Source organism: Algibacter sp. YIN40, from assembly GCF_057219435.1.
In genome coordinates, this window is the sequence record NZ_JBXVVC010000001.1 from 1561438 (window position 1) to 1584449 (window position 23012).

General features: G+C 32.9%; 23 protein-coding genes and 1 tRNA gene. 19 read left to right on the top strand and 5 right to left on the bottom strand.

What is annotated here, in order from left to right:
* Nucleotides 1-27 precede the first annotated feature (27 nt).
* From AC2D6V_RS07200 to miaB, 3 genes are read right to left on the bottom strand one after another with little or no spacing between them, the layout of a single operon-like run.
* Nucleotides 28-1299: a sigma 54-interacting transcriptional regulator gene (locus AC2D6V_RS07200; protein ID WP_484647372.1), complete on the bottom strand. Its 1272-nt coding sequence runs from the start codon at nucleotides 1297-1299 to the stop codon at nucleotides 28-30.
* Between the two features lie 35 nt (nucleotides 1300-1334).
* The gene (locus AC2D6V_RS07205) at nucleotides 1335-1676 is read right to left on the bottom strand and encodes an avidin-fold protein (RefSeq protein ID WP_484647373.1); all 342 of its coding nucleotides are present in this window, start codon (nucleotides 1674-1676) and stop codon (nucleotides 1335-1337) included.
* A gap of 3 nt (nucleotides 1677-1679) precedes the next feature.
* Nucleotides 1680-3128 (bottom strand): tRNA (N6-isopentenyl adenosine(37)-C2)-methylthiotransferase MiaB, encoded by a 1449-nt coding sequence (gene miaB / locus AC2D6V_RS07210; RefSeq protein WP_484647374.1) that lies wholly within the window; start codon nucleotides 3126-3128, stop codon nucleotides 1680-1682.
* Between the two features lie 150 nt (nucleotides 3129-3278).
* On the opposite strand from miaB, the gene AC2D6V_RS07215 reads away from it, so the two are divergent.
* From AC2D6V_RS07215 to AC2D6V_RS07250, 8 genes are all read left to right on the top strand, one after another.
* Complete coding sequence (locus AC2D6V_RS07215) at nucleotides 3279-4046, top strand: hypothetical protein (protein ID WP_484647375.1); 768 nt, start codon at nucleotides 3279-3281, stop codon at nucleotides 4044-4046.
* 139 nt (nucleotides 4047-4185) lie between these two features.
* Nucleotides 4186-6675: a type I DNA topoisomerase gene (gene topA, locus AC2D6V_RS07220; protein ID WP_484647376.1), complete on the top strand. Its 2490-nt coding sequence runs from the start codon at nucleotides 4186-4188 to the stop codon at nucleotides 6673-6675.
* A gap of 184 nt (nucleotides 6676-6859) precedes the next feature.
* The gene (locus AC2D6V_RS07225) at nucleotides 6860-8026 is read left to right on the top strand and encodes a formimidoylglutamase (RefSeq protein WP_484647377.1); all 1167 of its coding nucleotides are present in this window, start codon (nucleotides 6860-6862) and stop codon (nucleotides 8024-8026) included.
* A gap of 162 nt (nucleotides 8027-8188) precedes the next feature.
* The gene (gene porK, locus AC2D6V_RS07230) at nucleotides 8189-9553 is read left to right on the top strand and encodes a T9SS ring complex lipoprotein PorK/GldK (protein ID WP_484647380.1); all 1365 of its coding nucleotides are present in this window, start codon (nucleotides 8189-8191) and stop codon (nucleotides 9551-9553) included.
* Nucleotides 9554-9627: 74 nt separating this feature from the next.
* Nucleotides 9628-10263: a type IX secretion system motor protein PorL/GldL gene (porL, locus tag AC2D6V_RS07235; RefSeq protein ID WP_484647381.1), complete on the top strand. Its 636-nt coding sequence runs from the start codon at nucleotides 9628-9630 to the stop codon at nucleotides 10261-10263.
* A 49-nt stretch (nucleotides 10264-10312) separates the two neighbouring features.
* The gene (porM, locus tag AC2D6V_RS07240; protein WP_484647382.1) at nucleotides 10313-11872 is read left to right on the top strand and encodes a type IX secretion system motor protein PorM/GldM; all 1560 of its coding nucleotides are present in this window, start codon (nucleotides 10313-10315) and stop codon (nucleotides 11870-11872) included.
* 48 nt (nucleotides 11873-11920) lie between these two features.
* Nucleotides 11921-12811, top strand: a complete 891-nt coding sequence (porN, locus tag AC2D6V_RS07245) for a type IX secretion system ring subunit PorN/GldN (RefSeq protein WP_484647384.1) — start codon at nucleotides 11921-11923, stop codon at nucleotides 12809-12811.
* A gap of 104 nt (nucleotides 12812-12915) precedes the next feature.
* A complete protein-coding gene (locus AC2D6V_RS07250; protein WP_484647385.1) occupies nucleotides 12916-13953 on the top strand; it encodes an NAD(P)/FAD-dependent oxidoreductase in 1038 nt (345 codons plus the stop codon).
* A gap of 16 nt (nucleotides 13954-13969) precedes the next feature.
* Here AC2D6V_RS07250 and AC2D6V_RS07255 read toward each other — a convergent pair whose 3' ends face one another.
* On the bottom strand, nucleotides 13970-14353 hold the full coding sequence (locus AC2D6V_RS07255) for a DUF983 domain-containing protein (protein ID WP_484647387.1): 384 nt from the start codon (nucleotides 14351-14353) through the stop codon (nucleotides 13970-13972).
* Between the two features lie 87 nt (nucleotides 14354-14440).
* Here AC2D6V_RS07255 and AC2D6V_RS07260 point away from each other — a divergent pair, with 87 nt between their 5' ends.
* The 5 genes from AC2D6V_RS07260 (at nucleotide 14441) to AC2D6V_RS07280 (ending at nucleotide 18027) form a co-directional block, all read left to right on the top strand.
* Nucleotides 14441-16351, top strand: coding sequence for an ABC-F family ATP-binding cassette domain-containing protein (locus AC2D6V_RS07260; protein ID WP_484647389.1), 1911 nt, complete (start codon nucleotides 14441-14443; stop codon nucleotides 16349-16351).
* A gap of 96 nt (nucleotides 16352-16447) precedes the next feature.
* Nucleotides 16448-17278, top strand: coding sequence for a leucine-rich repeat domain-containing protein (locus AC2D6V_RS07265; RefSeq protein ID WP_484647391.1), 831 nt, complete (start codon nucleotides 16448-16450; stop codon nucleotides 17276-17278).
* 79 nt (nucleotides 17279-17357) lie between these two features.
* Nucleotides 17358-17540: a CPXCG motif-containing cysteine-rich protein gene (locus AC2D6V_RS07270; RefSeq protein ID WP_484647392.1), complete on the top strand. Its 183-nt coding sequence runs from the start codon at nucleotides 17358-17360 to the stop codon at nucleotides 17538-17540.
* A gap of 119 nt (nucleotides 17541-17659) precedes the next feature.
* Nucleotides 17660-17732: transfer RNA gene (locus AC2D6V_RS07275), tRNA-Met, on the top strand.
* A gap of 109 nt (nucleotides 17733-17841) precedes the next feature.
* Entirely contained in the window at nucleotides 17842-18027 is a 186-nt protein-coding gene (locus AC2D6V_RS07280; protein ID WP_484647393.1) for a hypothetical protein, read from the top strand.
* Nucleotides 18028-18049: 22 nt separating this feature from the next.
* Here the strand turns inward: AC2D6V_RS07280 and AC2D6V_RS07285 are convergent, their stop codons facing one another.
* A complete protein-coding gene (locus AC2D6V_RS07285) occupies nucleotides 18050-18205 on the bottom strand; it encodes a ribbon-helix-helix domain-containing protein (protein WP_484647394.1) in 156 nt (51 codons plus the stop codon).
* A 576-nt stretch (nucleotides 18206-18781) separates the two neighbouring features.
* Between AC2D6V_RS07285 and AC2D6V_RS07290 the strand changes: the two genes are divergently transcribed.
* The 6 genes from AC2D6V_RS07290 (at nucleotide 18782) to AC2D6V_RS07315 (ending at nucleotide 22945) form a co-directional block, all read left to right on the top strand.
* Entirely contained in the window at nucleotides 18782-19168 is a 387-nt protein-coding gene (locus AC2D6V_RS07290) for a hypothetical protein (RefSeq protein WP_484647395.1), read from the top strand.
* A gap of 124 nt (nucleotides 19169-19292) precedes the next feature.
* On the top strand, nucleotides 19293-19919 hold the full coding sequence (locus AC2D6V_RS07295) for a recombinase family protein (RefSeq protein ID WP_484647396.1): 627 nt from the start codon (nucleotides 19293-19295) through the stop codon (nucleotides 19917-19919).
* 23 nt (nucleotides 19920-19942) lie between these two features.
* Complete coding sequence (locus AC2D6V_RS07300) at nucleotides 19943-20104, top strand: hypothetical protein (protein ID WP_484647397.1); 162 nt, start codon at nucleotides 19943-19945, stop codon at nucleotides 20102-20104.
* Nucleotides 20105-20441: 337 nt separating this feature from the next.
* A complete protein-coding gene (locus AC2D6V_RS07305; protein ID WP_484647399.1) occupies nucleotides 20442-21218 on the top strand; it encodes a DUF6090 family protein in 777 nt (258 codons plus the stop codon).
* Between the two features lie 221 nt (nucleotides 21219-21439).
* Nucleotides 21440-22150 carry a hypothetical protein gene (locus tag AC2D6V_RS07310; protein ID WP_484647400.1) on the top strand — a complete coding sequence of 237 codons (711 nt, stop codon included), beginning with the start codon at nucleotides 21440-21442 and terminating at the stop codon, nucleotides 22148-22150.
* Between the two features lie 546 nt (nucleotides 22151-22696).
* On the top strand, nucleotides 22697-22945 hold the full coding sequence (locus AC2D6V_RS07315) for a hypothetical protein (protein ID WP_484647401.1): 249 nt from the start codon (nucleotides 22697-22699) through the stop codon (nucleotides 22943-22945).
* Nucleotides 22946-23012 lie beyond the last annotated feature (67 nt).

A 23012-nucleotide genomic window follows, 5' to 3' on the forward strand; every position in this document is an offset into this window, starting at 1 on the left:
TTTAGGATTAACCTAAATAACGATTAACTATAAATCGTATTGTTTTATTTTTCTATATAATGTGCGTTCACTAATACCTAATTCTGCTGCTGCTAATTTACGTTTTCCGCTGTGACGTTCAAGCGATTTTTTTATTAATTCTAATTCCTTATCTTGAAGGGATAATGTTTCTTCCTCTTCTATCTCTTCTGCAAAGTGATATTTGTCTTGTGAGTTTATAATGTCTTCATTCGGGGCTGTATGCTCCGGAATTGATAAAACCTCAGGTTCAGAAATACTTTCTTCAAAATCTAATTCATCTTCGTTGTCACCACCATAAATCTTTTGAATTAACCCTTCGTTATCTTTCTCAACTTCTTTAGCGTTACCTGTTTTCATAAGCTCCATGGTGAGCTTTTTCAAATCATTCAAATCACTTTTCATATCGAAAAGAACTTTATAAAGTATTTCGCGTTCACTGCTAAAGTCACTTTCAGACTTAGATGTTTTTATAACTGCTGGCAAATTCGTTCCTGCCGAAGCAGGTAAATAACCTTGAAGTGTTGAAGCACTTATGGTACGATTTTGCTCAAGGACAGATAGTTGTTCGGCTATGTTACGTAATTGTCTAATATTCCCGCTCCACCTATGTTTAATAAGTAATAGAATAGCATTGTCGGTTAATTTAACCGTTGGCATTTTATATTTCAGGGCAAAGTCACTCGCAAATTTCCTGAATAATAGATGAATATCATCACGTCTTTCACGTAGCGGTGGTAAATGAATATCTATGGTGCTTAATCTATAATAAAGGTCTTCGCGAAACTTTTCTTTTTGAATAGCTTCAAGCATATCCACGTTGGTAGCTGCTACAATACGAACATTTGTTTTTTGTACTTTACTTGAACCTACTTTTATGAATTCACCGTTTTCTAAGACTCTTAACAATCTAACTTGTGTTGTTAATGGAAGTTCGCCAACTTCGTCTAGGAAAATAGTGCCACCATCTGCCACTTCAAAATATCCGTTTCTTGTTTGTGTAGCACCTGTAAAAGCACCTTTTTCGTGCCCAAATAACTCACTGTCAATTGTGCCTTCTGGTATAGCACCACAATTTACTGCAATGTATTTGTTATGTTTTCTATGTGATATTTGATGAATAATTTTAGGAATACTTTCTTTCCCAACGCCACTTTCACCGGTTACTAAAACCGAAATATCTGTAGGAGCTACTTGAATGGCTTTTTCAATAGCGCGATTTAATGTTGGCGTATTCCCAATAATACCAAATCGTTGTTTTATAGCTTGTATTGATTCCATAATTTGTCATTCCTGTAAGAACAGAAATCTAGTTTTTAATGTTCAATATATTCTGAAGTTTCCTTTTCATCACTATCATCTAACCATTCCCAGTCTAACTTCAGTTTTATTTTGTTGTGTTCTGTTAGGCTAATTTTAGCTATTGCCTTTCCAGCCTTTAATTCGTTTTTTGTTGTTATACATTGGTATAACATATTCAGTTTATTGTTGTTTAGGTGCCCAATTATTTTTCCAAATTTAATGGTGCCTCCAGAATAATCTGCACTAACCAAGTCGCCCTCTTGTTTATACTTAAACTGTGTTTCAGAATTTACTTTTCCATTTTCTGAATTCTCTAGCAGAGAAAATGTTTTGTTATTAAAGTCAAATTTTGACATTATTTAATTGTTTTCAGAATACCCGATTGCAGCCCCAATTAAGGTTGCTGTTGTGCAATCGTGCGTCTGTACGTTAACAAAATCACCTATTTTATAGTGTTCTTTTGGAAAAACAACCACGATGTTTTGCGGGGTTCTACCAGACCATTGTTCTTTCGATTTTTTTGATTCTTTTTCAATTAAAACTTCAACTATATTCTTCAAATACTCCTTAGTTCTTTCGCCACTGTGCTTTTGTTGAAGCTCTACCATATCGGCAAGTCGTCTCTTTTTAGTTGACTCGGGAACATCGTCTTCCAACTTACGTTCGGCTAATGTCCCTGGGCGCTCAGAATACGTAAACATGTAACCAAAATTATATTTTACATATTCCAATAAGGATATGGTGTCTTGAAAATCTTCTTCAGTTTCAGAAGGAAATCCAACAATCATATCTTGGCTTATGGCACAATTAGGAATGATTTGACGAATATTATCTATCAACGCCATATATTCAGCTCGCGTATGTAAACGATTCATTTCCTTTAAAATGCGGTCGCTACCACTTTGAACTGGTAAATGAATATGATTACATATATTATTGAATTTTGCCATGGTTTCAACAACATCTATGGTAAGGTCTTGTGGGTTAGATGTAGAAAAACGAATACGCATTTTAGGTTGTGCTTTTGCACATAACTCTAATAATTTAGAGAAGTTTACCGAAGTCGCTTTTTGGATATCACTAGCTTTAACAAAATCCTTTTTTAATCCGCCACCATACCATAAATAACTATCTACGTTTTGTCCTAAAAGGGTTATTTCTTTGAAACCTCTGTTCCAAAGGTCGTTAACTTCCTCTAAAATACTTTGTGGGTCTCTACTACGTTCACGGCCTCGAGTAAAAGGGACTACACAAAAGGTACACATGTTGTCGCAGCCTCTAGTTATTGATACAAACGCTGTAACGCCGTTTGTATTTAGACGTACTGGTGATATATCGCCATAGGTTTCTTCTTTAGAAAGAATAACGTTAATAGCATCTCTGCCTTCATCAACCTCGGCTAGTAAATTTGGTAAATCTTTATAAGCATCTGGACCTACTACCAAATCAACAATTTTTTCTTCTTCAAGAAATTTATTTTTAAGGCGCTCTGCCATACAACCTAAAACACCAACTTTCATTTTAGGATTGTGCTGTCTTTTTACAGCATTATACTTTTCTAAACGTTTTCTAACAGTTTGTTCCGCTTTATCCCGGATTGAGCATGTGTTCACTAAAACTAAATCGGCTTCTTCTAAATTTTGAGTTGTATTGAAACCTTCTTTAGTTAATATAGATGCTACAATTTCGCTATCACTAAAATTCATAGCACACCCGTAGCTTTCTATAAAAAGTTTACGTGTATTTTCTTTTTTTTGTTCTAAAACAAGTGATTCGCCTTGTTTTTTTTCGTCAATAATCTTTTCCATAATGTGCTTGAACAAATGCGGGTCAATAAGCATGCAAAGATACAATTTATTTGTGTTTTATGACAAAGTGTCATATTAAATACTAATAATTTTGAAAATCATTTTGAATAGTGTTACTTTGAAAAACGAATCAACATAAAATATTATATTATGAGTACTATTGAAGGGTTATTAAATAAAATCGAAAATGCCAAAGATCTTGATTTTGGAGATATTTTCAATAAATCTATCGAGTTGTTTAAAAAGGTATGGCTTCAAGGCTTAGTTATGTTGTTATTAACTTTTGTTTTAATGCTGCCTTTTTATATCATAATGTATTTACCTTTAATTGCAATGGGTATTCTTGATCCTGATGCTATGGCAGGGGGTGGTGAACCTGAACTTGCTTTTTTAGTACCTTTTTATCTTTTTATGTTGGTGTTTTCATTTTTTGCAATGGTAATAGGCTTCGGATTGAAATCTGCATTTTATAGAATTTGCAAATTCAAGGATTTCGATGAAGCTTCTAAAGATGATTATTTTTATTTCTTCAAAAAACCTTATTTGGGAAAAACAATAAAACTAGCAGCTATGACTTTTGGTATTGCGCTCGTTGCAACATTATTATGTGTTCTTCCAATAATATATGTAATGGTGCCAATAGCGTTAATGAATGTTATTTATGCATTTAACCCAGATTTAGAAGCGTCAGATATTGTGAAAGTTGGATTTAAACTTGGTAATAAAAAGTGGCTATTAACTTTTGGGCTTATGATAGTTGCTGGAATTTTGGCACAATTAGTTGGTATGATAATGTGCTTTATAGGAGTCCTAGTTACGGCTTCATTTACATACTTACCTGCTTACTTTATATATAAAGAATCTATTGGCTTTGATAATACAGACGCCATTGAAGAAATAGGAACTCCAATAGAATAAAAATTTATTTCAAATTGTAAAAGCCTGTGTTTATTGCTATAAATACAGGTTTTTTTTGTTTCAAAATCGAGGTGGAAATGTATTTAATTAGGAAGTTAAACTTTTTTTCATATACATTTGTACCCACAAAAAACCATTCATGGCAAAGAATTTAGTAATCGTTGAGTCACCAGCAAAAGCAAAAACAATAGAGAAATTTTTAGGAAAAGATTTTAAAGTTGAATCTAGCTTTGGGCATATATCGGATCTCCCTTCTAAGGAATTAGGAGTAGATGTAGAAGGTGATTTTAAACCGAAATATGAAGTTTCAAAAGATAAAAAAGCAGTTGTTAAAAAACTTAAAGATTTAGCTAAAAAGGCAGAAATGGTATGGCTCGCTAGTGATGAGGATCGTGAGGGAGAAGCAATTGCATGGCATTTAGCTGAAGCATTGAAATTGGATAAGGATAAAACAAAACGAATTGTTTTTCACGAAATTACTAAAGTAGCTATTCAAAAAGCCATAGAGAATCCAAGGAGTATTGATTATGACTTGGTAGATGCACAACAAGCACGTCGTGTTTTAGATAGAATTGTTGGTTACGAGTTGTCGCCTGTTTTATGGCGTAAAGTAAAAGGTGGCTTGTCGGCAGGTCGTGTTCAATCGGTTTCTGTGCGTTTAATTGTGGAAAAAGAGCGTGATATTCAAAATTTTACGCCTGTAGCATCATATAGAATAGATGCAGAATTCTCGAATGAAAACGGACAAACCTTTAGAGCGAAACTTCCGAAGAACTTTTCATCAAAAGCAGAAGCTCAGAAATTTTTAGAGCAAAATGCATCGGCTTCATTTAAAGTTGCAGACTTAGAGAAAAAGCCAGCAAAGAAATCGCCAGCTGCACCATTTACAACATCTACTTTACAGCAAGAAGCGGCTAGAAAATTATATTTTTCAGTGAGCAAAACCATGACTATGGCACAACGCCTTTATGAATCTGGTTTAATTACTTATATGAGAACAGATAGTGTTAACCTATCGGATGAGGCCAGAAAAGGTGCCGAAGCCGAAATTAAAAGTTCTTTTGGTTCAGAATATAGCAATCCAAGAAATTATAAAGGAAAATCTAAAGGAGCTCAAGAGGCACACGAGGCTATTAGACCAACTAATTTTGCCGTACATTCTGTAGATATTGATTATGATCAAGCTCGTTTATATGATTTAATATGGAAACGTTCAATTGCATCTCAAATGAGTGAAGCGCAATTAGAAAGGACGAATGTAAAAATTAGTGCTTCTTCACATAATAACAATTTTAGTGCAAATGGTGAAGTAATTAAATTTGATGGATTTCTTAAAGTATATTTAGAAGGAACCGATGATGAGAATGAAGAACAAGAAGGCATGTTGCCTGCTTTAAAAGTAAATGAAGCGCTCCTTAATAATTATATAACCGCTACCGAGCGTTACACAAGGCCGCCATCGCGTTACACCGAAGCATCTTTAGTGAAAAAATTAGAAGAACTTGGTATTGGACGTCCATCAACGTATGCGCCAACTATTTCAACTATTCAAAATAGAAACTATGTTGAGAAGGGTTCTGTTGAAGGAGAGCAAAGAAGTTATTTGCAACTTACATTAAAAGATGGCATAGTTAGAGATAAAGAATTAACTGAAAAAGTAGGTTCTGATAAAGGAAAGCTTGTGCCAACGGATATTGGTATGATCGTTACCGACTTTTTAGTGAATCATTTTGAATACATTCTTGATTATAATTTTACAGCTAAGGTTGAATCTGATTTTGATGACATCGCAGATGGAAAAGAAGATTGGACTAAAATGATGAAAACTTTCTATCAGGAGTTTCACCCTCAAGTTGAAGATGTTAAAGAAAATGCTGCAAGAGAATCTGGCGAACGTGTTTTAGGTACAGACCCAAAGTCCGGCAAACAAGTAAGTGTTCGTTTAGGCAAGTTCGGGCCTATGGTTCAAATAGGAACAGTAGACGATGAAGAAAAGCCTCAGTTTGCAAGTTTAAGCCCAGACCAACAATTAAATACAATTACTTATGAGGAAGCTATGAACTTATTTCAACTTCCTAAAAGTTTAGGTACTTATGAAGGTGAAGATATACAAGTTAATAACGGTCGTTTTGGTCCTTATGTAAAATTTGGTTCGGCATTTGTGTCACTTCCTAAAGGAGTTGATCCGTTAAGTGTTGAGTTAGATGAAGCTATTGTTTTAATAAAGGAAAAACAAAAAGCAGATGCTCCTATATATATGTATAAGGATTTACCTGTTCAAAAAGGAAAAGGGCGTTTTGGGCCATTTATTAAATGGAACAATATGTTTATTAACGTCAACAAGAAATACGATTGGGATAATTTATCCGATAATGATATTATAGAACTTATCGAAACGAAGATTCAGAAGGAAATTGATAAAGTTATTCATAACTGGGAAGAAGAAGGTATTCGGGTAGAAAAAGCGAGATGGGGTAGACATAATGTTTTAAAAGGTAAAATAAAAGTTGAATTGGCTAAGACGGTTGATGTCTCTGAAATGACTTTGGATGAAGCAAAAGTTATTATTGAAGCTAAAACTCCAAAGAAAAAAGCAACTAAGCGCAAACCTGCTGCAAAGAAAAAATAATTAAGCTTTTGATTTAAAGTTTGTTATTGGGTTTTATTTAATAAAATGCCCAATAATTTAGCAATTTATAAGAATTGCGATGTTATTTTTATGCTAACCATATATAAAAACTCATTATTTCTTTTGATATTTGTGTAAAACCCCAAAAAAGGTGTGGCTAAGCATTTTTTAGCTTAATAATCTTATGAACTTTAATTTTCTCTCCCCAGTTTCAGATATGGTTTTGGCTCATAATGAGTTAATATCTGTTCAAGCACTCGGAAGAAAACTTCGCATTCATTCCTCACAAAACGGTATTCCAGATTTAGACAATGTTAACATGGCTATAGTTGGTGTGCTAGAAAACAGAAATGATATTAATTATATAGGAGAAGAGTTTCAGTTAAATGAAATAAGAAAAACCTTATACGGTCTTTTTCCAGGTAGTTGGAGTGTGACTGTTGCCGATTTAGGAGATATTAATCAAGGAGAAAGTGTTGAAGATACTTACTTCGCTCTTAAAACTACGGTAAGTATTTTAGTGAAAAAGAATATCATTCCTATTATAATAGGAGGGACACAAGATCTTACATATGCAAACTATCGGGCTTACGATGATATTAGTCCTATGGTAAATATTGTGAACGTTGATTGCAAGTTTGATTTAGGAGATTCTGCCAAACCCATAAAGAATAAGAGTTTTGTTGGTAAGATTATATTGGATGAGCCATATAACCTTTTTAATTATGCGACTATAGGGTATCAAACTTATTTTAACTCACAAGAAGAAATAGATTTAATGGATAAGCTTTATTTTGAAGCTTATAGGTTAGGGCAAGTATCTAAAGATGTAACATTTGTTGAGCCAGTTATGCGAGATGCGAATGTGGTTAGCATTGATTTGGGCTCTGTTAAGGGATCTGAGTTAAGTTTAAATCAAAAAATGTCGCCTAATGGACTAGATGGCAAAGAGATTTGTGCCATTGCTCGTTATGCAGGTATAAGTAATAAGGTGTCTTCTTTTGGTGTTTATGAATACAAACCATCAAAGGACGATGAAATGACGTCCATGCTTATTGCACAAATAATATGGTATTTTATCGAAGGGTATAATTTTAGAGTAAAGGATGATGATTTTTCAGATGAAGTAAACTACCAAAAATTTATTACCTTAGTAGACTCCCAAGAATTAGTCTTTTATAAAAGTAACAAGACCGGCAGATGGTGGATTGAAATCCCTTTTTTAGCAGAAGTCAATAATAAATTGAAAAGACATACGTTATTACCATGCATGCACCAAGATTATCTTGACGCATGCAATAATAAGGTCCCAGACCGTTGGTATAAAGCGTTCCAAAAGAATTGCATTTGACGATAAAAAGTAGTTAAAAGGTTGATTTCATCGATGAAATGTAATTTTTTCACGACGAAATGTAATTTTTTTTACAAAAAAGTTGTTTTTTAAGAAATATATAAATATGTTTACGCTCTCGAAATTGAAGCTTAAATAATTAACCTCGAGTTTTCTATGGATATGAAGAAGTTTATATTATTAACCGCAGTATTAACATTGTTCGCTAGTTGTGGCTCTAAAGATAGGGGCGAGCTAGTTGGTGTTAAAGGAAAGAAGTGGCATCCAGAAAAGCCTTATGGAATGGAACTTGTTCCTGGTGGTGCTTTTATAATGGGTAAAGCAGACGATGATTTAGCTGGCGTGCATGACGCACCTGCTAAAACCGTAACTGTTAGAGCCTTTTATATGGACGAAACAGAAATCACAAATAGTGAGTATCGTCAGTTTGTTAATTGGGTAAGAGATTCTATTATTAGAACTAAGCTAGCAATATTAGCAGATGAGGTTGGTTTAACCCAAGAAGATGAAGGTACTATTGGTGAATTTGCATTTAAAAATGCAGATACAGCTAATATGACTGTTTATGAAAAATACATCTATAATAATTATACTGGTTTAGGACCTACGGGATATGAAGGGTATAAACTAAATAAAGATGTAGATGTTGTATTTGATACTTCAGAATATATAGATGAGTATTATGCCGAAGTTATGGATACCATGTATTTACCAGAAGAAGAGTCTTATAACGGACAAAGAACTTGGGATGTTTCTAAGTTTAAATTCCAATATACTTATATGGACATTCAAAAGGCTGCAAAAGATAGAAGCCTTAGACGTAAAGACGTTTTAATAAAAGAAGAAGTTGAAGTGTATCCAGATACAACAACATGGATTAGAGATTTTGCTTATTCTTATAACGAACCAATGCATAATGATTATTTCTGGCATGACGCTTATGGAGAATATCCAGTTGTAGGTGTTACTTGGAAACAAGCAAAAGCATTTTGTCAATGGAGAACTTTATGGAAGAACGCCTATCAAAAAGGAAAAAAAGGAGCACATTTTGTAAACTCGTTCAGATTACCATCTGAAGCGGAGTGGGAGTATGCTGCAAGAGGTGGCTTACGAGCTGCAACTTTTCCATGGGGTGGGCCGTACGCTAAAAATGACAGAGGTTGTTTTATGGCAAACTTTAAACCTGTTCGTGGTGATTATGCAGCAGATCAGGCTTTATATACTGTAGAAGCAGATTCGTATGAGCCTAATGATTATAACTTGTATAATATGGCAGGAAATGTTTCAGAATGGGTGAATGCATCTTACGATCCATCATCTTATGAATATGTTTCAACTGTAAATCCAAGTGTAAACGACAAAGAAAATCAACGTAAAGTAGTACGTGGAGGATCTTGGAAGGATGTTGCATACTTCTTACAAGTGAGTTCAAGAGATTACGAGTATGCAGATTCTGCAAGAAGTTATATAGGATTCAGAACCGTTCAAGATTATATGGGGACACAAGTAACTAAAAACGGTAAATAATAAATCAAATCAATAATAAATACTATTAATTAACCTACTTAAGTATTCGTACTTAACATTAAAAATCGAAAATTATGGCACAGTCAAGAGCAAGTAAAAAGTTTATGAATTTAGCTTACGGATTAGGAGCATCAATTGTAATAGTTGGAGCACTATTCAAAATTATTCATTTTGAAATTGGACCTTTAACAGGTAACGTTATGTTAACTATAGGTCTTGTAACCGAAGCAATTATTTTTGCAATTTCAGCATTCGAACCAGTAGACGACGATTTAGATTGGTCGTTAGTGTACCCGGAATTAGCTGGAGGACAATCTTCAGAAAAAGAAGCAAAAGATCCACAAGGATTATTATCTAAAAAATTAGATGAGTTATTAAAAGACGCTAAAATTGATGGCGAGCTTATGGCAAGTTTAGGAGACAGTATCAAAAATTTTGAAGGTGCTGCTAAAAACATTTCTCCAACAGTAGAATCTTTAGAGGCTACTAGAAAATATGGTGAAGAGTTATCTTTAGCCGCTGCACAAATGGAGTCTTTAAATAGCTTATACAAAGTACAATTAGAAAGTGTAAACAGACAAGCTACTATTAATGAAGAGTCTGTAGAGAATGCTGCTAAATTGAAAGAGCAAATGCAATCATTAGCATCTAACTTATCATCGTTAAACGGTGTTTATGGAGGTATGTTATCTGCAATGAACAAAAGCTAATTAGGGGTTAATCCCAAATTTATATTAATTAACCAAAACCTAATTAGATATGGCATCAGGAAATTTATCACCAAGACAGAAAATGATTAATTTGATGTATTTAATATTTATAGCAATGCTTGCTTTAAATATGTCAAAAGAAGTCCTTTCTGCTTTTGGATTAATGAACGAGAAATTAACCGAGTCGAATCAAGCGGCGTCGGAACGTAATACAGCTTTTATTGCCAATCTTGAGCAAAAAGCTATTGACCAAAAAGAAAAATACGAACCACTAAAGCTTAAAGCAAGTCAAATAAAAGATTTGGCAACAAACTTTAATACGTATTTACAAGAATTGAAATCTAACATGTCTGCTACTGTAGATGATGCTACAGATTATGAAATCATGGATAAAGGTGATTATTTAGATCAAAACTTCTTTAAAGGGGATAAATTAAAACCTGCAGGAGAAGAATTCATGAACCAAATGAAAACTTTTAGAGATGGTGTAGCTAGCGTTTTAGCTGATCAGAAAGGAATGGAAGGCGTAATTAAAGATGTTCAAGACAAATTTGAAACAGACCCTGTTAAAAGAGGTGCTGGTGAGCAAAAATGGTTAGAATATCATTATAAAGGATTTCCATTAGTGGCATCTTTAACTAAAATGACGCAGCTTCAAGCTGATATTAAAACGACAGAATCTGAAGTGTTGTCCAATATGCTACAAGGAACACTTTCTAGTGAGGTATCTATGACTAACTATACAACGCTTTTAGAAACAACAAAGTCAGCTTATTTTAATGGAGAGACATTTGATGGACAGATTGTGCTTGGTAGAAAAGATGCTACAACGAAACCTAATAGAGTTGAATTGACTTTAGATGGAAAAGCTTTAACTGCAGATCAATATACTATTGAAGATGGTAAAGTAAAATTGAATGTTGGAACAGGAACTCCTGGTGAGCATAAAATCGAAGGTAAACTAATTTTTGCCCAAGATGGTGAGGATATAGAAGTTGAAGTAAATCAATCTTTCGCTACAGTTCCAAAACCAAATTCTGCCACTATTTCAGCAGATAAGATGAACGTAGTATACCGTGGTGTTAAAAACCCAATGACGATTTCGTTTGCTGGTATTTCAGATAATAATGTAAATGCTCGTGCTCAAGGTTTATCTAGAGTTAGAGGGAGTAAATATGTAATGGACGCTACTAGAGTTCAAGGTAGAGAAGTTACTATTAATGTAACCGGTAAATTACCTGATGGACAACCTGTAAGTGATAGAGCTACATTTAGAATTAAAGATTTACCAAAACCAACAGGAACTATTAGAGGTGAAGATGGTGCAGTAAAAATGCAACGTAACAGTCTTGAAATATCTACTATTGGTGCGAAGTTTGACGATTTCGATTTCGAACTACCATTACGTGTTACAGGATTTAAATTTAAAGTTCCTGGACAACCAACAATAAATGTTAGTGGAAGTAAGTTAGATAGTAGAGCTAAATCGGCTTTACGTAAAGCTAAGCGTGGTTCTGGAGTTCAAATATTTGATATCCAAGCTAAAGCAGGCGGTGTAAGTGTAATACTTAAAAAAGTATCACCTGTATTCGTTGAGCTTACAAATTAAAATTTAGGGCCTAATTAATTTAGGCCCAATAAATAAAATTAAAGAAAGATGAATTTTAAAAGTTTTTTATTAACCGTTCTAACTGTTTTTTTAGCAGCTAATACATTTGCTCAAGCAAATATATTGAATGCAAAATCTCCTGATGAGATTGGTGTTAGAACAGAAGCGCAGATAGCTATTGATAACGATCAAGCTTTGCCATATGGGTATGTTGACGACAGAGATATTTTATTCTCTAAAATGACATGGGAAAAAGTTGTTCTTGACGAGCGTGCTAACTTCCCGTTATACTACCCTATTGATACAAACAATATTGGTAGCGATAGACGATCATTATACGATGTGCTTATGAAAAACATCAAAAATGGTACTATAGAAAACATTTACGATGATTCTTATTTCACAACAAAGCGTACTTTAAAAGATATTGAAGCTGCATTATCTAAAGTTGATACTACCGAATTAGGTATTGAGCAACTAAATGCTGGTGAAGAATTATCTGGAGAGTATATAGACAGAAGAGACATTACCGCTGCTGATATCACAGAATATCACATAAAAGGACTTTGGTATTTCGATAAGCGTCAGGCCGAAATGAAATACAGACTCTTAGGAATTGCTCCTGTTTCGCCAGATGTGAACTTTATTGACGAAGAAGAACCAGATTTAGTAGAACTATTTTGGGTATTCTTCCCAGACGCAAGAGATGTTTTGCATGAAGCAAAATCATTTAATAATGAAAATAGTGCGATACCGTTTTCTTTTGATCACGTATTAAATTCACGACGTTTTCATGGTTATGTTTACCAAGAGGAGAATGTGCAAGGTGATAGAAAGATTAATGAATATGTCGCTCAAAACGCTCTTATGCAACTGCTAGAGTCAGATAGAATTAAAACCAAAATTCGAGACTTCGAACTTGATATGTGGACCTATTAATTCACACGAAAAATTAAAATAAAAAATGCTCACTTTTAAGTGAGCATTTTTTTGTTATTCCAACTAATGCAGAAATCCAATTTCTAATTACCTTCGCATAAATTATGGAAGTAGATTATATTATAGTAGGTATTGGTTTAGCTGGGATTAGCTTTTGCGAGCAATTAAAAGCTAATAGTAAGACTTTTATGGTCTATGATGATACCTCACAAAAATCATCAACCGTAGCAGGAGGTTTATATAATCCAGTGGTTTTAAAACGCTTTACGCCAGTTTGGAAAAGTAAAGAACAGTTGGGTCTTGCAATGAAAATGTATTCTGAAATTGAATTAAGACTCAATACCTCACTAGATTATAAAATTCCAGTATATCGTAAGTTTGCATCCTTAGAAGAACAGAACAACTGGTTTGCAGCTTCGGATAAACAATCACTTTCTAATTATTTGTCAACGAACATTGTAAAGAACAATAATGAATCAGTTAATGCACCTTATGGATTAGGTGAAGTTAATGATACGGGAAGGGTTGATGTTAAAACATTAATTAGTGCATATAAATCTAATTTATTAGATGATGGCTTATTTGTTGAGAGTACATTTCATTATGAGAATCTTGATGCTTTAGATCAGGGTTTTCATTACAAGGGAACAACATCAAAGCATATTATATTTGCTGAAGGATATGGAATTACAAAGAATCCATTTTTTAATTATTTACCACTCGTACCAACAAAAGGCGAGTTACTTACCATTTATGCTCCAGAATTGAATATCGATTATGTCCTTAAAGGACCTGTGTTTTTAATTCCATTGGGAAAACATCACTATCTAGTCGGTGCAACTTATGAATGGACGGATTTAACCAATAGGGTAACCTCAAAGGCTAAAATGGAGCTTTTAACTAAACTAAAAACACTCATAAATTGTTCTTTCGAAGTCGTAAATCAAGTAGCCGGTGTTCGTCCAACTGTGAAAGACAGACGCCCTTTAGTTGGTGAGCATCCTGATATTAAAAACATGTTTGTTCTTAATGGATTGGGGACACGTGGTGTTATGATTGGTCCGTATGTTTCAGAACAACTTTATAAGTATATTGAGATACAAGTTCCGATAGAAAAGGAAATTGATATTGCCCGGTTTTAATAAGTTTTCTTGAGGGTTATTTTTTAGTTAAAGACTTATCATAATGCATAAAAAAATTAATCCAAATATTTCTGGAAAGTCTTAAAATTACCGGCATAAAAACTATAAGTGTTACAACAATAGAAATAAATATAACGTGTATACTCGCTTTAAATACAAAAAAAGAAATCACAAAAGCTGCCACCGCAAAAGCAATTCCAACTGGGTAGCTTACATACATTGATCCATAGAAGAAGGAAGGTTCTATTTTATATTTAGTTCCACAATTACTGCAAGTTTCATTCATCGCTAGGGCTTCTGAAAGTATAAATGGATTCTTGTTCTTAAACATAGATTCCTCATGGCATTTAGGGCAGGATCCTGTAAAAATACTGTATAATTTATTCCCTTTTTTAAACATAATAATTGTGTATTTTTGCCAACGCATTAAAACGCTGCAAAGATACTTTATTAAATATATAGGGTTTGCAATAAAAGTTACAATTCTATGATGAATATTCACAATTTATCGATTTCATTTCAAGGCGAATACTTGTTCGAGGATATCACCTTTAAACTAGGTAATGGCGATAGAATTGGGCTTATTGGTAAAAATGGGGCTGGAAAATCCACGATGCTAAAGATTTTATCGAAAGAAATGGAGCCTGACACAGGACAGATTGCTGCCGATAAGGAATTGAAAATCGGGTTTTTAAAACAGGATATTGATTTTGACTTTGGGCGAACGGTGTTAGAAGAGTCTTATGAAGCATTTACTGAAATAAAGCAACTCGAAACCCAAATAGAATCTATTAATACACAATTGGCTGAACGCACGGACTATGAAAGTGATAGTTATCATCAGCTAATGATTGATATTAATGATATTCAACATCAATATGAAATAGCTGGTGGTTATAATTATCAGGGAGATACAGAAAAAATACTTCAAGGTTTAGGGTTTAAACGAGAAGATTTTAATAAACTAACTGATACGTTTTCCGGAGGGTGGCGTATGCGTATTGAACTCGCAAAACTCCTTCTTCAGAATAATGATATTTTACTTTTAGATGAGCCAACCAACCATTTAGATATAGAATCGATAATTTGGTTGGAAACCTTTTTGAAGAATTATGCTGGAGCGGTCGTAATTGTATCACACGATAAAATGTTTTTGGATAATGTAACTAATAGAACAATAGAAATATCCTTAGGGCGTATTTATGATTATCCGAAGCCATATTCTAAATATCTGGTGCTCCGTGAAGAATTAAGAACACAGCAATTAGCATCTCAAAAAAATCAGCAAAAGCAAATAGAACAAACAGAAAAATTAATTGAAAAGTTTCGAGCTAAAGCTTCCAAAGCGACCATGGCACAATCGCTAATAAAAAAGTTAGATAAGATAGATCGTATTGAAGTTGATGAGGATGACAATAGTGTAATGACTCTTAATTTTCCAATTTCAATAATTCCTGGAAAGGTTGTGGTAGAAGCCGAAAGAATTTCAAAGAATTATGGAGACAATCAAGTGCTTAAAAATATTGATCTACTTATAGAACGCGATAGTAAAACAGCATTTGTAGGACAGAATGGGCAAGGAAAATCGACTTTAGCAAAAATAATAGTTGGAGATATTAAGTATGATGGTCATTTAAAACTAGGGCATAATGTACAAATAGGATATTTTGCCCAAAACCAAGCAGAATATTTAGATGGTAATAAAACTGTTTTAGATACGATGATTGATGCTGCAAATGAGTCTAATAGAAGTAAAGTTCGTGATATATTAGGGTCTTTCCTGTTTAGGGGAGAAGAGGCCGATAAGTATGTTCGTGTATTATCTGGGGGAGAGCGCAATAGACTTGCTTTAGCAAAGCTGATGCTTCAACCGTTTAATATTTTAATAATGGATGAGCCTACAAACCATTTAGACATTAAATCGAAAAATGTTTTGAAAGAAGCATTGTCAAGATTTGAAGGTACTTTAATTTTGGTGTCTCACGATCGTGATTTTCTTCAGGGTCTTACCAATATAGTCTATGAGTTCAAAGATCATAAAATAAAAGAGTATCTAGGGGATATAGATTATTATTTAGATGCCCGTAAGGTAGATAACTTACGTGAAGTTGAAAAACGCACCGTTGTTAAGCAATCGCCAAAAGAAAAGAAGCAAAAGTCTTATGAAGACCAGAAAAAGATAAAGTCTTTAAACAATAAGCTAAGTAACGTGGAATCTAAGATAAACCAGTTGGAGCGAGACATAAAAGTAATTGATGTGCAGTTAGAGGTGAATTACGAAGAAGTAACCTCGAAACCAAATTTCTTTGAAAATTATCAAAAAAAGAAAACCGAATTACAAGAATTAATGCAAAAATGGGAGGACGTTCAACTGGAAATTGAGCAGTTCGTCGATTAGTAAATGTTAAAATTTTATGTATTTCGTCGAATAAAATAGATTTTAATCCATATACGTGCTACTTTCGTAGGAGAATTAATCCCAAATTTATTCGACATGAAGACATTAAAACTTATAATTGCCTGCTTTTTAGTTTCGGCATATTCCTTTGCAAATGTATCATCTATTGAGAAAGAGGCTTTAATAACTCTTTACAATGCAACCAATGGTAGTGAATGGAATGTAACTTGGGATCTTACTACTTCTGTAGATTCTTGGCATGGTATTCAAGTTGAGGACAATAAAATTGTAGAAATCAATTTGCAATTTAATAATTTACGAGGAACACTTCCTTCAGAAATTGGTAATCTAGTTAATCTTAGAAAGTTCAATTTAGGTTTCAATAAAATCACTGGAGAACTTCCAACTTCAATTCAACATCTAAAAGAGTTAACTTCATTAGAATTATATATGAATGCTATAGAAGGTAATATTCCTTCAGAATTAGGCGCTTTAAAAAACTTAGAATCATTAAAATTATATAGTAATAAGTTTTCTGGAAATATTCCAACTTCTTTAATGGAATTAACCAACTTAAAAGAACTTTTATTAGGAAGTAATTTTTTAACAGGAACCATTCCAAATCAAATATATGCTTTAACTAAATTAGAAAAGTTAAGCTTAATGGATAATAAATTGAACGGTGAGATTCCAGTTGAAATTGCCCAATTAGAAAATTTAGAGGAGTTATTATTATCTACAAATCAATTTTCTGGTAATTTACCAATGGAGTTTTTAAATCTAAGAAAGTTAAATACCATTATGATAAGTGATAATAATTTAAATAACGATTTCACAACCTTTTCTGGAAACAATCCTCCAGATTTAATTTTTATGGAATTACAAAACCAAAGTGCAACAGCAACAATGGATATTGAAAAAGAATAGTAATGTAATAGTTTATCATAAATTAGTTAGTTAGTAAAAAGCAGATAATAATTTATCTGCTTTTTTTATTTTTGAATTTATGATGGAACATTTTTTTACTTGCCCATATTGTTGGGAAAGCATATCTATGCTTTTAGATAATTCTATTTCATACCAGTCTTATATTGAGGATTGTGAAGTTTGTTGTAACCCTATTCAAGTGATAATTAAATTTGGAAATACCGATTTAGAAAGTTTTCAAGCAGAAAGTATCGAGCAATAATTTTTTGTTTTTTATGTTTGCTAAAGTTAAAAAGGGTTGTATATTTGCAGTCCGAAATGATTTGGTCGGCATTATGAACCGAGAGTGAAAAGCTAAGAGAATCATTTTTGATATTATATCGCGGGATAGAGCAGTAGGTAGCTCGTCGGGCTCATAACCCGAAGGTCACTGGTTCGAGTCCAGTTCCCGCTACTAAACAAGACGCATCATCTTTTTCAGTTGATGCGTTTTTAGTTTCTCTTCTGTTATACCTTGATATACTTGCGATTAGAGAAAACACAGAGTTCACTTCAGAGGTTCGATGGAAGAAATTAAGAAAAACGATTTCAACCTTAATATTTCTAGATATGTTAGTACAGCTATAGCTGAAAAGAAAATTGACCTTCAAGAAGTGCACGATAAACTAGTTGATATTGAAAAGAAAGCAACGAATTCATTGCATGAGCACAATGAATATTTAAAGGAATTAGGATTGAAGACAATTTAAGATGGTATCACCTGTATGATGGTTATCTTCTATACTCTGATTCAATCAAATCACGTATAACTGCAGATGCACTGCCATATTTGCTTTTTTGAGCAAGCTCATTAAGTTTACTTTTTAGTGTTGGGGATATTCTCATTATGAAGGTATCGGTATTCTCAGTAGTTGGTAGTTTTGCCATGATTTATCTTTTGTATATAAATATTAAGTAATCATATAAAAAACCATCTTTTTTATTGGTACCGTGTTGCACCAACTTAGCACCTAAATTAAAGTCTATACTTTAAAGTACTGTGTGTTTTTATACAATTTTTAAATTATTGGTCCGTCTGGTCCATGAAGTGTGTACAGATTTTGAAATTTCTCTAACCTTCGCCCCGTAACCCACCTTTTGGTGAAAAAGAAAGACTCTTGTATATACAATGGGTCCCATAGGTCTGTGAACTGGCTACAAATTTTTTGAAATATAAAAGGCTTTGTATATACAAAAAGTGTATTATTTCAAGCATGCTATCTCGAAGCACATCTTAATCATATTAATTTTACCTTAAGTGAGGTGTATTATTTAGCCACCCTAATTTAGAAATATGTGTCAAAACCTCAAGTGTATCATTTTATATCTATAAAATGTTACAACTGGTACACTTTTTTGTATTCATTTAAGTCTTTGATTTATTTTGCCACAAGTCCAGCTTGTTATACGGTGACCTATTAAAAAAAACCTAACTTTAAAAATATTAGTTTTAAACAAAAAATTATGAAAAAAATTGCATTGTTATTAGTCTTTCTTATTAGCTTTTCTTCATGTAGTGATAGTGATAGTGATAGTGATGAAGATGTATCTGGTGATAAAATAATTGGAACATGGGTACAAACAAAAACTGTTAACCGTGACGACAATTCCATTGTAGAAGAATTCGACCTTTCTGAAATGGAAGGTAAATCTACATATTTTTCGGATGGAAAATGGGAAGCCTTTACAGATATTGGGTCAATAATAGGTGAGTGGAAAAATTTAGGGGGAAGTATGTACAGGTTTACACTTTTTGGTGTAACTATGGAAGGAGTAATTGAGTTTATTGGGGATAATGAAATGAGAGCTGAAGCCCAATCCGAATATGTGTTCTACGAAAGAATTGAGTAAGAGATTATACAATAATATTTGTTTATAATAAGCATGTATTTATACCTTTGATTAAAAATAATACAAACACCTGGTTTACAGCTGTTTAATTAGGTTATGAGATGCTATTTTCGTATATTTACATATGGAAAAAGCGATTATAATTAGTAGATGTTCTACCACCGAAAATAAGCAAGACGTTACTCATCAGAGCGAATTATTAAGGTCTAACTACGGTAACACTTACCAAGTCATAAAAGAGTTTAGTTATTATAAAAGTGGCACTAAAAACGATGCCGTTAACGATGAGATATTGGAATATGCTATAAATAACGATATTAAGCACATCATAGCTTCTGAGACATCGAGAATAAGTCGTAAAATATCATCATTTGCTTTGTTTTTAGAAAAATGTAACGAACATGGTATAAATATTATCATTGACAACTACAAGTTGCACACGTTATTAGAGAATGGTGAAGTAAACGGCATGGTACAAACAATGTTAAGTATCGCTTCAACATTTGCATCGGCTGAATTGAGGTTAATTAAATCTAGATTGGATTCTGGGCGTACTAAATACATTAAAGATGGTGGGAAATTGGGGCGTAAGATTGGTTCTACCAAAGATTCTAAACAACTGTTGTCGGAACATTCAGATGTAGTACGATTTGTTAAGCAAAACCAATCTATTCGCAACATTATGACCCTTACAGGTAAATCTAGCGGTACAGTACAAAAAATCAAAAAGATAGTCTTAAAAGTGGCTTAATATTAATCTTAAAATTATAAATTATGACAACTCAAACTTACACAGGAGCAATTAGATTAAAAAGTGGTGGTCACCAAATTACCGTACAATGCCTTGCCTCAAGCGCCAGCGCAGCTACGAAGTCCATAGAATCTCAGTACTCTGGTCAGATAAAGAAATGGTATCGACATATGGCTAGTAATTGAAAATATTGTAGAATTGATAGAAGAAGAATTAAAAAAAGATAAAGTGTAATGTTATTATTACAATATTAACTTTCAAATTCAACCACCTTCAAAAAATCACTCACTATCAAATTTAGGTTCGATAATTCGATGCTTCCCGCTAGAGAATAGGACTATGATGCTTATAATTGCTTTCGTAAAATAATGCAAACCTTATCAATTCGTCATTAAAATGGTTCGACAAAACAATATTAGAGGGAGCAACTTTACAAAACCATCTAAGAGATTAGGTGGTTTTTTTGTGCTCTGGATTTCCCTGTTAATAATTTCTTACCTTTAGAAAGCTAACCAACTTCTTATGATTAAATTCTTCAGGAAAATACGCTATAAACTTATGAGTGAGAATAAAACAGGCAAATACATTAAATATGCTTTTGGGGAAATTGTATTGGTTGTAATTGGAATATTAATTGCATTACAGGTAAATAACTATAATAACTATATCAAAGACAGACGTTCTGAACAATTGATATTGATTAAACTTCATGATGAATCTGAGGCAATTGTAAGTTACCTTAATGAAATTAATTTAATGGCCGAAAAGTATATTTATGGAATTGAAAAATCAGTGAGAGCAATTAGCTCGAAGTCCATGAATGGACTTAGCAAAGACGAATTTGAAAAAGGTGTGATTAACGTCGGACTATATCCAGGTATAACACCTTCGAAGAGTGTTTATGAAGAATTGAACAGCTCTGGAAAATTACAGTTAATACAAAATGATTCGATACTCAAGTTTATTAGTGATTATTATTCTCAATTGAGTTTTGTGAATAGCCAATTGAATTATTTTCGAATGTTTGTGCAAAGTCCTGAAGCAATTGCCGGCAGGTCATTTTTGATGGTTTATGATAAGGAGGACCCTTTTAGAAGGGGAGTCAAATTTGATTTTGATGAATTAGTCGATAATCCCGAATTCACAAGCTCAATGGTAAAAGGGCTTAGAGACCAAATTGCATTCAATACAAATAGAACAATTTTGTTAGAAAAGGCAGAGCGCATGTGCAATGCTCTTGGAAAGATTATAAATAAGGATTGCATATCGTCTTCAAAAAGATTAGAAAATGGTAATTGAAGAGTAATACCCAAGAAGGGGGGAGCAACAATAGAAAAGTCCAACAGAAATGTTGGACTTTTTTTTTGGTTTAAACTCTCCTTTTTGAATTTTTAGTATCTCCAGAAGGCTAGCCAACTTCTATGATAAGATTCTTCAGAAAAAATCTGAAGGTTTTTCTCTTTTATGACGCTCATTTATTTTCCTTATATTTAAACAACTAACTGAAAATCATTATCTAATTGAAGAATACAAAACTGTTTCCAAGAACACACCTTTGGTCAATCATACCTTTCATCATTATAATAAGTGGTTTTTATCCAAGTTATTGGACAAAATTCTTTTCTGTCCCATTTAGATTTCATGTTCATGGTCTTTTAGCTACTTGTTGGTACATATTAGTTATTGTTCAACCATATTTATATCAAAAGAATAATCTTGGACTACATCGTAAATTAGGTTTGGTTGGATTGTTTTTGGCTGGTGGAGTAGTCTTTTCAGCTTTACAAATGCTTCCATTTATTTTATCCAATCCAAATCTACCACCAAGCCTTGCTAATGGCATTCTTTTTATAGATTTTGTGGCGCTTGGCGGATTTGTCATATCTGTTTATTTTGGAGTTCGAAATGTAAAAGATACTCGAATTCATGGAAGGTGGATGATTGCAACTGTATTTTGGTCATTGCTTCCAGCACTTATTCGATTTTTAAATTATCCAGTAGGTAAAATTGTAAATTGGGACTTGAACTTTACGGAATTGGTATATGTTACAAATGGATTAATCTTTCTTTCAATTGGATTGATTATACTTATTGATTACCGTAAGGAAAAAATCATCTATACAAGTTATAGTATAATTGCTATTGTTATGATTATCATGTCTATTTTGTATTCATATATGGTTGAAGCACCTTGGTGGGGAAGTTTCTTAAAAGTATTATTGAAGAACTGATTCATGTCATGTTGAAAATGTAACCGCCTCAAAAAAATCCCAGACAAACTCATTAAGGTTTAGGTTTGGTAATTCGAACCTTTCCACTAAAGAACAAGACTGTTTACATCAACAAAGCCTTTATAGAATGAAGCTAATTTCATTAACTCTTCATTAAAATGGTTCGACAAAACAATATTAGGGGGAGCAAAAACGAAAAACCATCTAAGAAATTAGGTGGTTTTTTTATTCGGTATTGTAGCATATTTGTCATTCTTTTAACTGTTTAGTAGAAGTAATTTACTCTTATTACTAGTTGAAATGCCTAATACCAAATATCATTTCAATTGAATAACCAAACTATATTGCTTATCTTGACATTCATATTCAAGATATTATTCTTTATATCCCCAGTAATTATAGTTTTTTGAATGGTTTATTTATTAACCTTTTTAACTATAATTTCTGATTAAAAAACTAATCTTTCTATTATTATTCATTTCTTTTATAGGTTGTTCTGGTTCCTTAACTGGGGGACCTGGTGAAATTAGTTTGTGCACAATAAAAATGTATTTATCGGATAATTGTGAGGGAAACACGGTAATAGGAACGATATTTACAGGTCAAGACTTCAGAAAACTTGAACAGTCTATGGTTGAACGTGAACTTGGAGAATGTGTTGAGTTGTCTGTAAATGGGAAAAGTTATATTAAAACTTTTAATAATTCCGATTTACAAACTGCATATATATCTATTGATGCACAAAAATCATGGATAGTATCAAAGGAATGCTGTGGTACTTTTTGTGTTGATTAACCAAAAGAATTTTATAAGGTAATTTAAAAGAAGATGGTTTTTAATAAGATTTAACTTTTGAGGTTAA

Coding starts and splice junctions, on each gene's coding strand:
- porM (WP_484647382.1), top strand. CDS start 10,313: ATGGCATCAGGAAATTTATCACCAAGACAGAAAATGATTAATTTGATG.
- AC2D6V_RS07250 (WP_484647385.1), top strand. CDS start 12,916: ATGGAAGTAGATTATATTATAGTAGGTATTGGTTTAGCTGGGATTAGC.
- AC2D6V_RS07280 (WP_484647393.1), top strand. CDS start 17,842: ATGGAAGAAATTAAGAAAAACGATTTCAACCTTAATATTTCTAGATAT.
- porK (WP_484647380.1), top strand. CDS start 8,189: ATGAAGAAGTTTATATTATTAACCGCAGTATTAACATTGTTCGCTAGT.
- AC2D6V_RS07225 (WP_484647377.1), top strand. CDS start 6,860: ATGAACTTTAATTTTCTCTCCCCAGTTTCAGATATGGTTTTGGCTCAT.
- AC2D6V_RS07270 (WP_484647392.1), top strand. CDS start 17,358: ATGATGGAACATTTTTTTACTTGCCCATATTGTTGGGAAAGCATATCT.
- AC2D6V_RS07300 (WP_484647397.1), top strand. CDS start 19,943: ATGACAACTCAAACTTACACAGGAGCAATTAGATTAAAAAGTGGTGGT.
- AC2D6V_RS07215 (WP_484647375.1), top strand. CDS start 3,279: ATGAGTACTATTGAAGGGTTATTAAATAAAATCGAAAATGCCAAAGAT.
- miaB (WP_484647374.1), bottom strand. CDS start 3,128: ATGGAAAAGATTATTGACGAAAAAAAACAAGGCGAATCACTTGTTTTA.
- AC2D6V_RS07205 (WP_484647373.1), bottom strand. CDS start 1,676: ATGTCAAAATTTGACTTTAATAACAAAACATTTTCTCTGCTAGAGAAT.
- AC2D6V_RS07255 (WP_484647387.1), bottom strand. CDS start 14,353: ATGTTTAAAAAAGGGAATAAATTATACAGTATTTTTACAGGATCCTGC.
- porL (WP_484647381.1), top strand. CDS start 9,628: ATGGCACAGTCAAGAGCAAGTAAAAAGTTTATGAATTTAGCTTACGGA.
- topA (WP_484647376.1), top strand. CDS start 4,186: ATGGCAAAGAATTTAGTAATCGTTGAGTCACCAGCAAAAGCAAAAACA.
- AC2D6V_RS07305 (WP_484647399.1), top strand. CDS start 20,442: ATGATTAAATTCTTCAGGAAAATACGCTATAAACTTATGAGTGAGAAT.
- porN (WP_484647384.1), top strand. CDS start 11,921: ATGAATTTTAAAAGTTTTTTATTAACCGTTCTAACTGTTTTTTTAGCA.
- AC2D6V_RS07260 (WP_484647389.1), top strand. CDS start 14,441: ATGATGAATATTCACAATTTATCGATTTCATTTCAAGGCGAATACTTG.
- AC2D6V_RS07200 (WP_484647372.1), bottom strand. CDS start 1,299: ATGGAATCAATACAAGCTATAAAACAACGATTTGGTATTATTGGGAAT.
- AC2D6V_RS07295 (WP_484647396.1), top strand. CDS start 19,293: ATGGAAAAAGCGATTATAATTAGTAGATGTTCTACCACCGAAAATAAG.
- AC2D6V_RS07315 (WP_484647401.1), top strand. CDS start 22,697: ATGTATTTATCGGATAATTGTGAGGGAAACACGGTAATAGGAACGATA.
- AC2D6V_RS07265 (WP_484647391.1), top strand. CDS start 16,448: ATGAAGACATTAAAACTTATAATTGCCTGCTTTTTAGTTTCGGCATAT.
- AC2D6V_RS07285 (WP_484647394.1), bottom strand. CDS start 18,205: ATGGCAAAACTACCAACTACTGAGAATACCGATACCTTCATAATGAGA.
- AC2D6V_RS07290 (WP_484647395.1), top strand. CDS start 18,782: ATGAAAAAAATTGCATTGTTATTAGTCTTTCTTATTAGCTTTTCTTCA.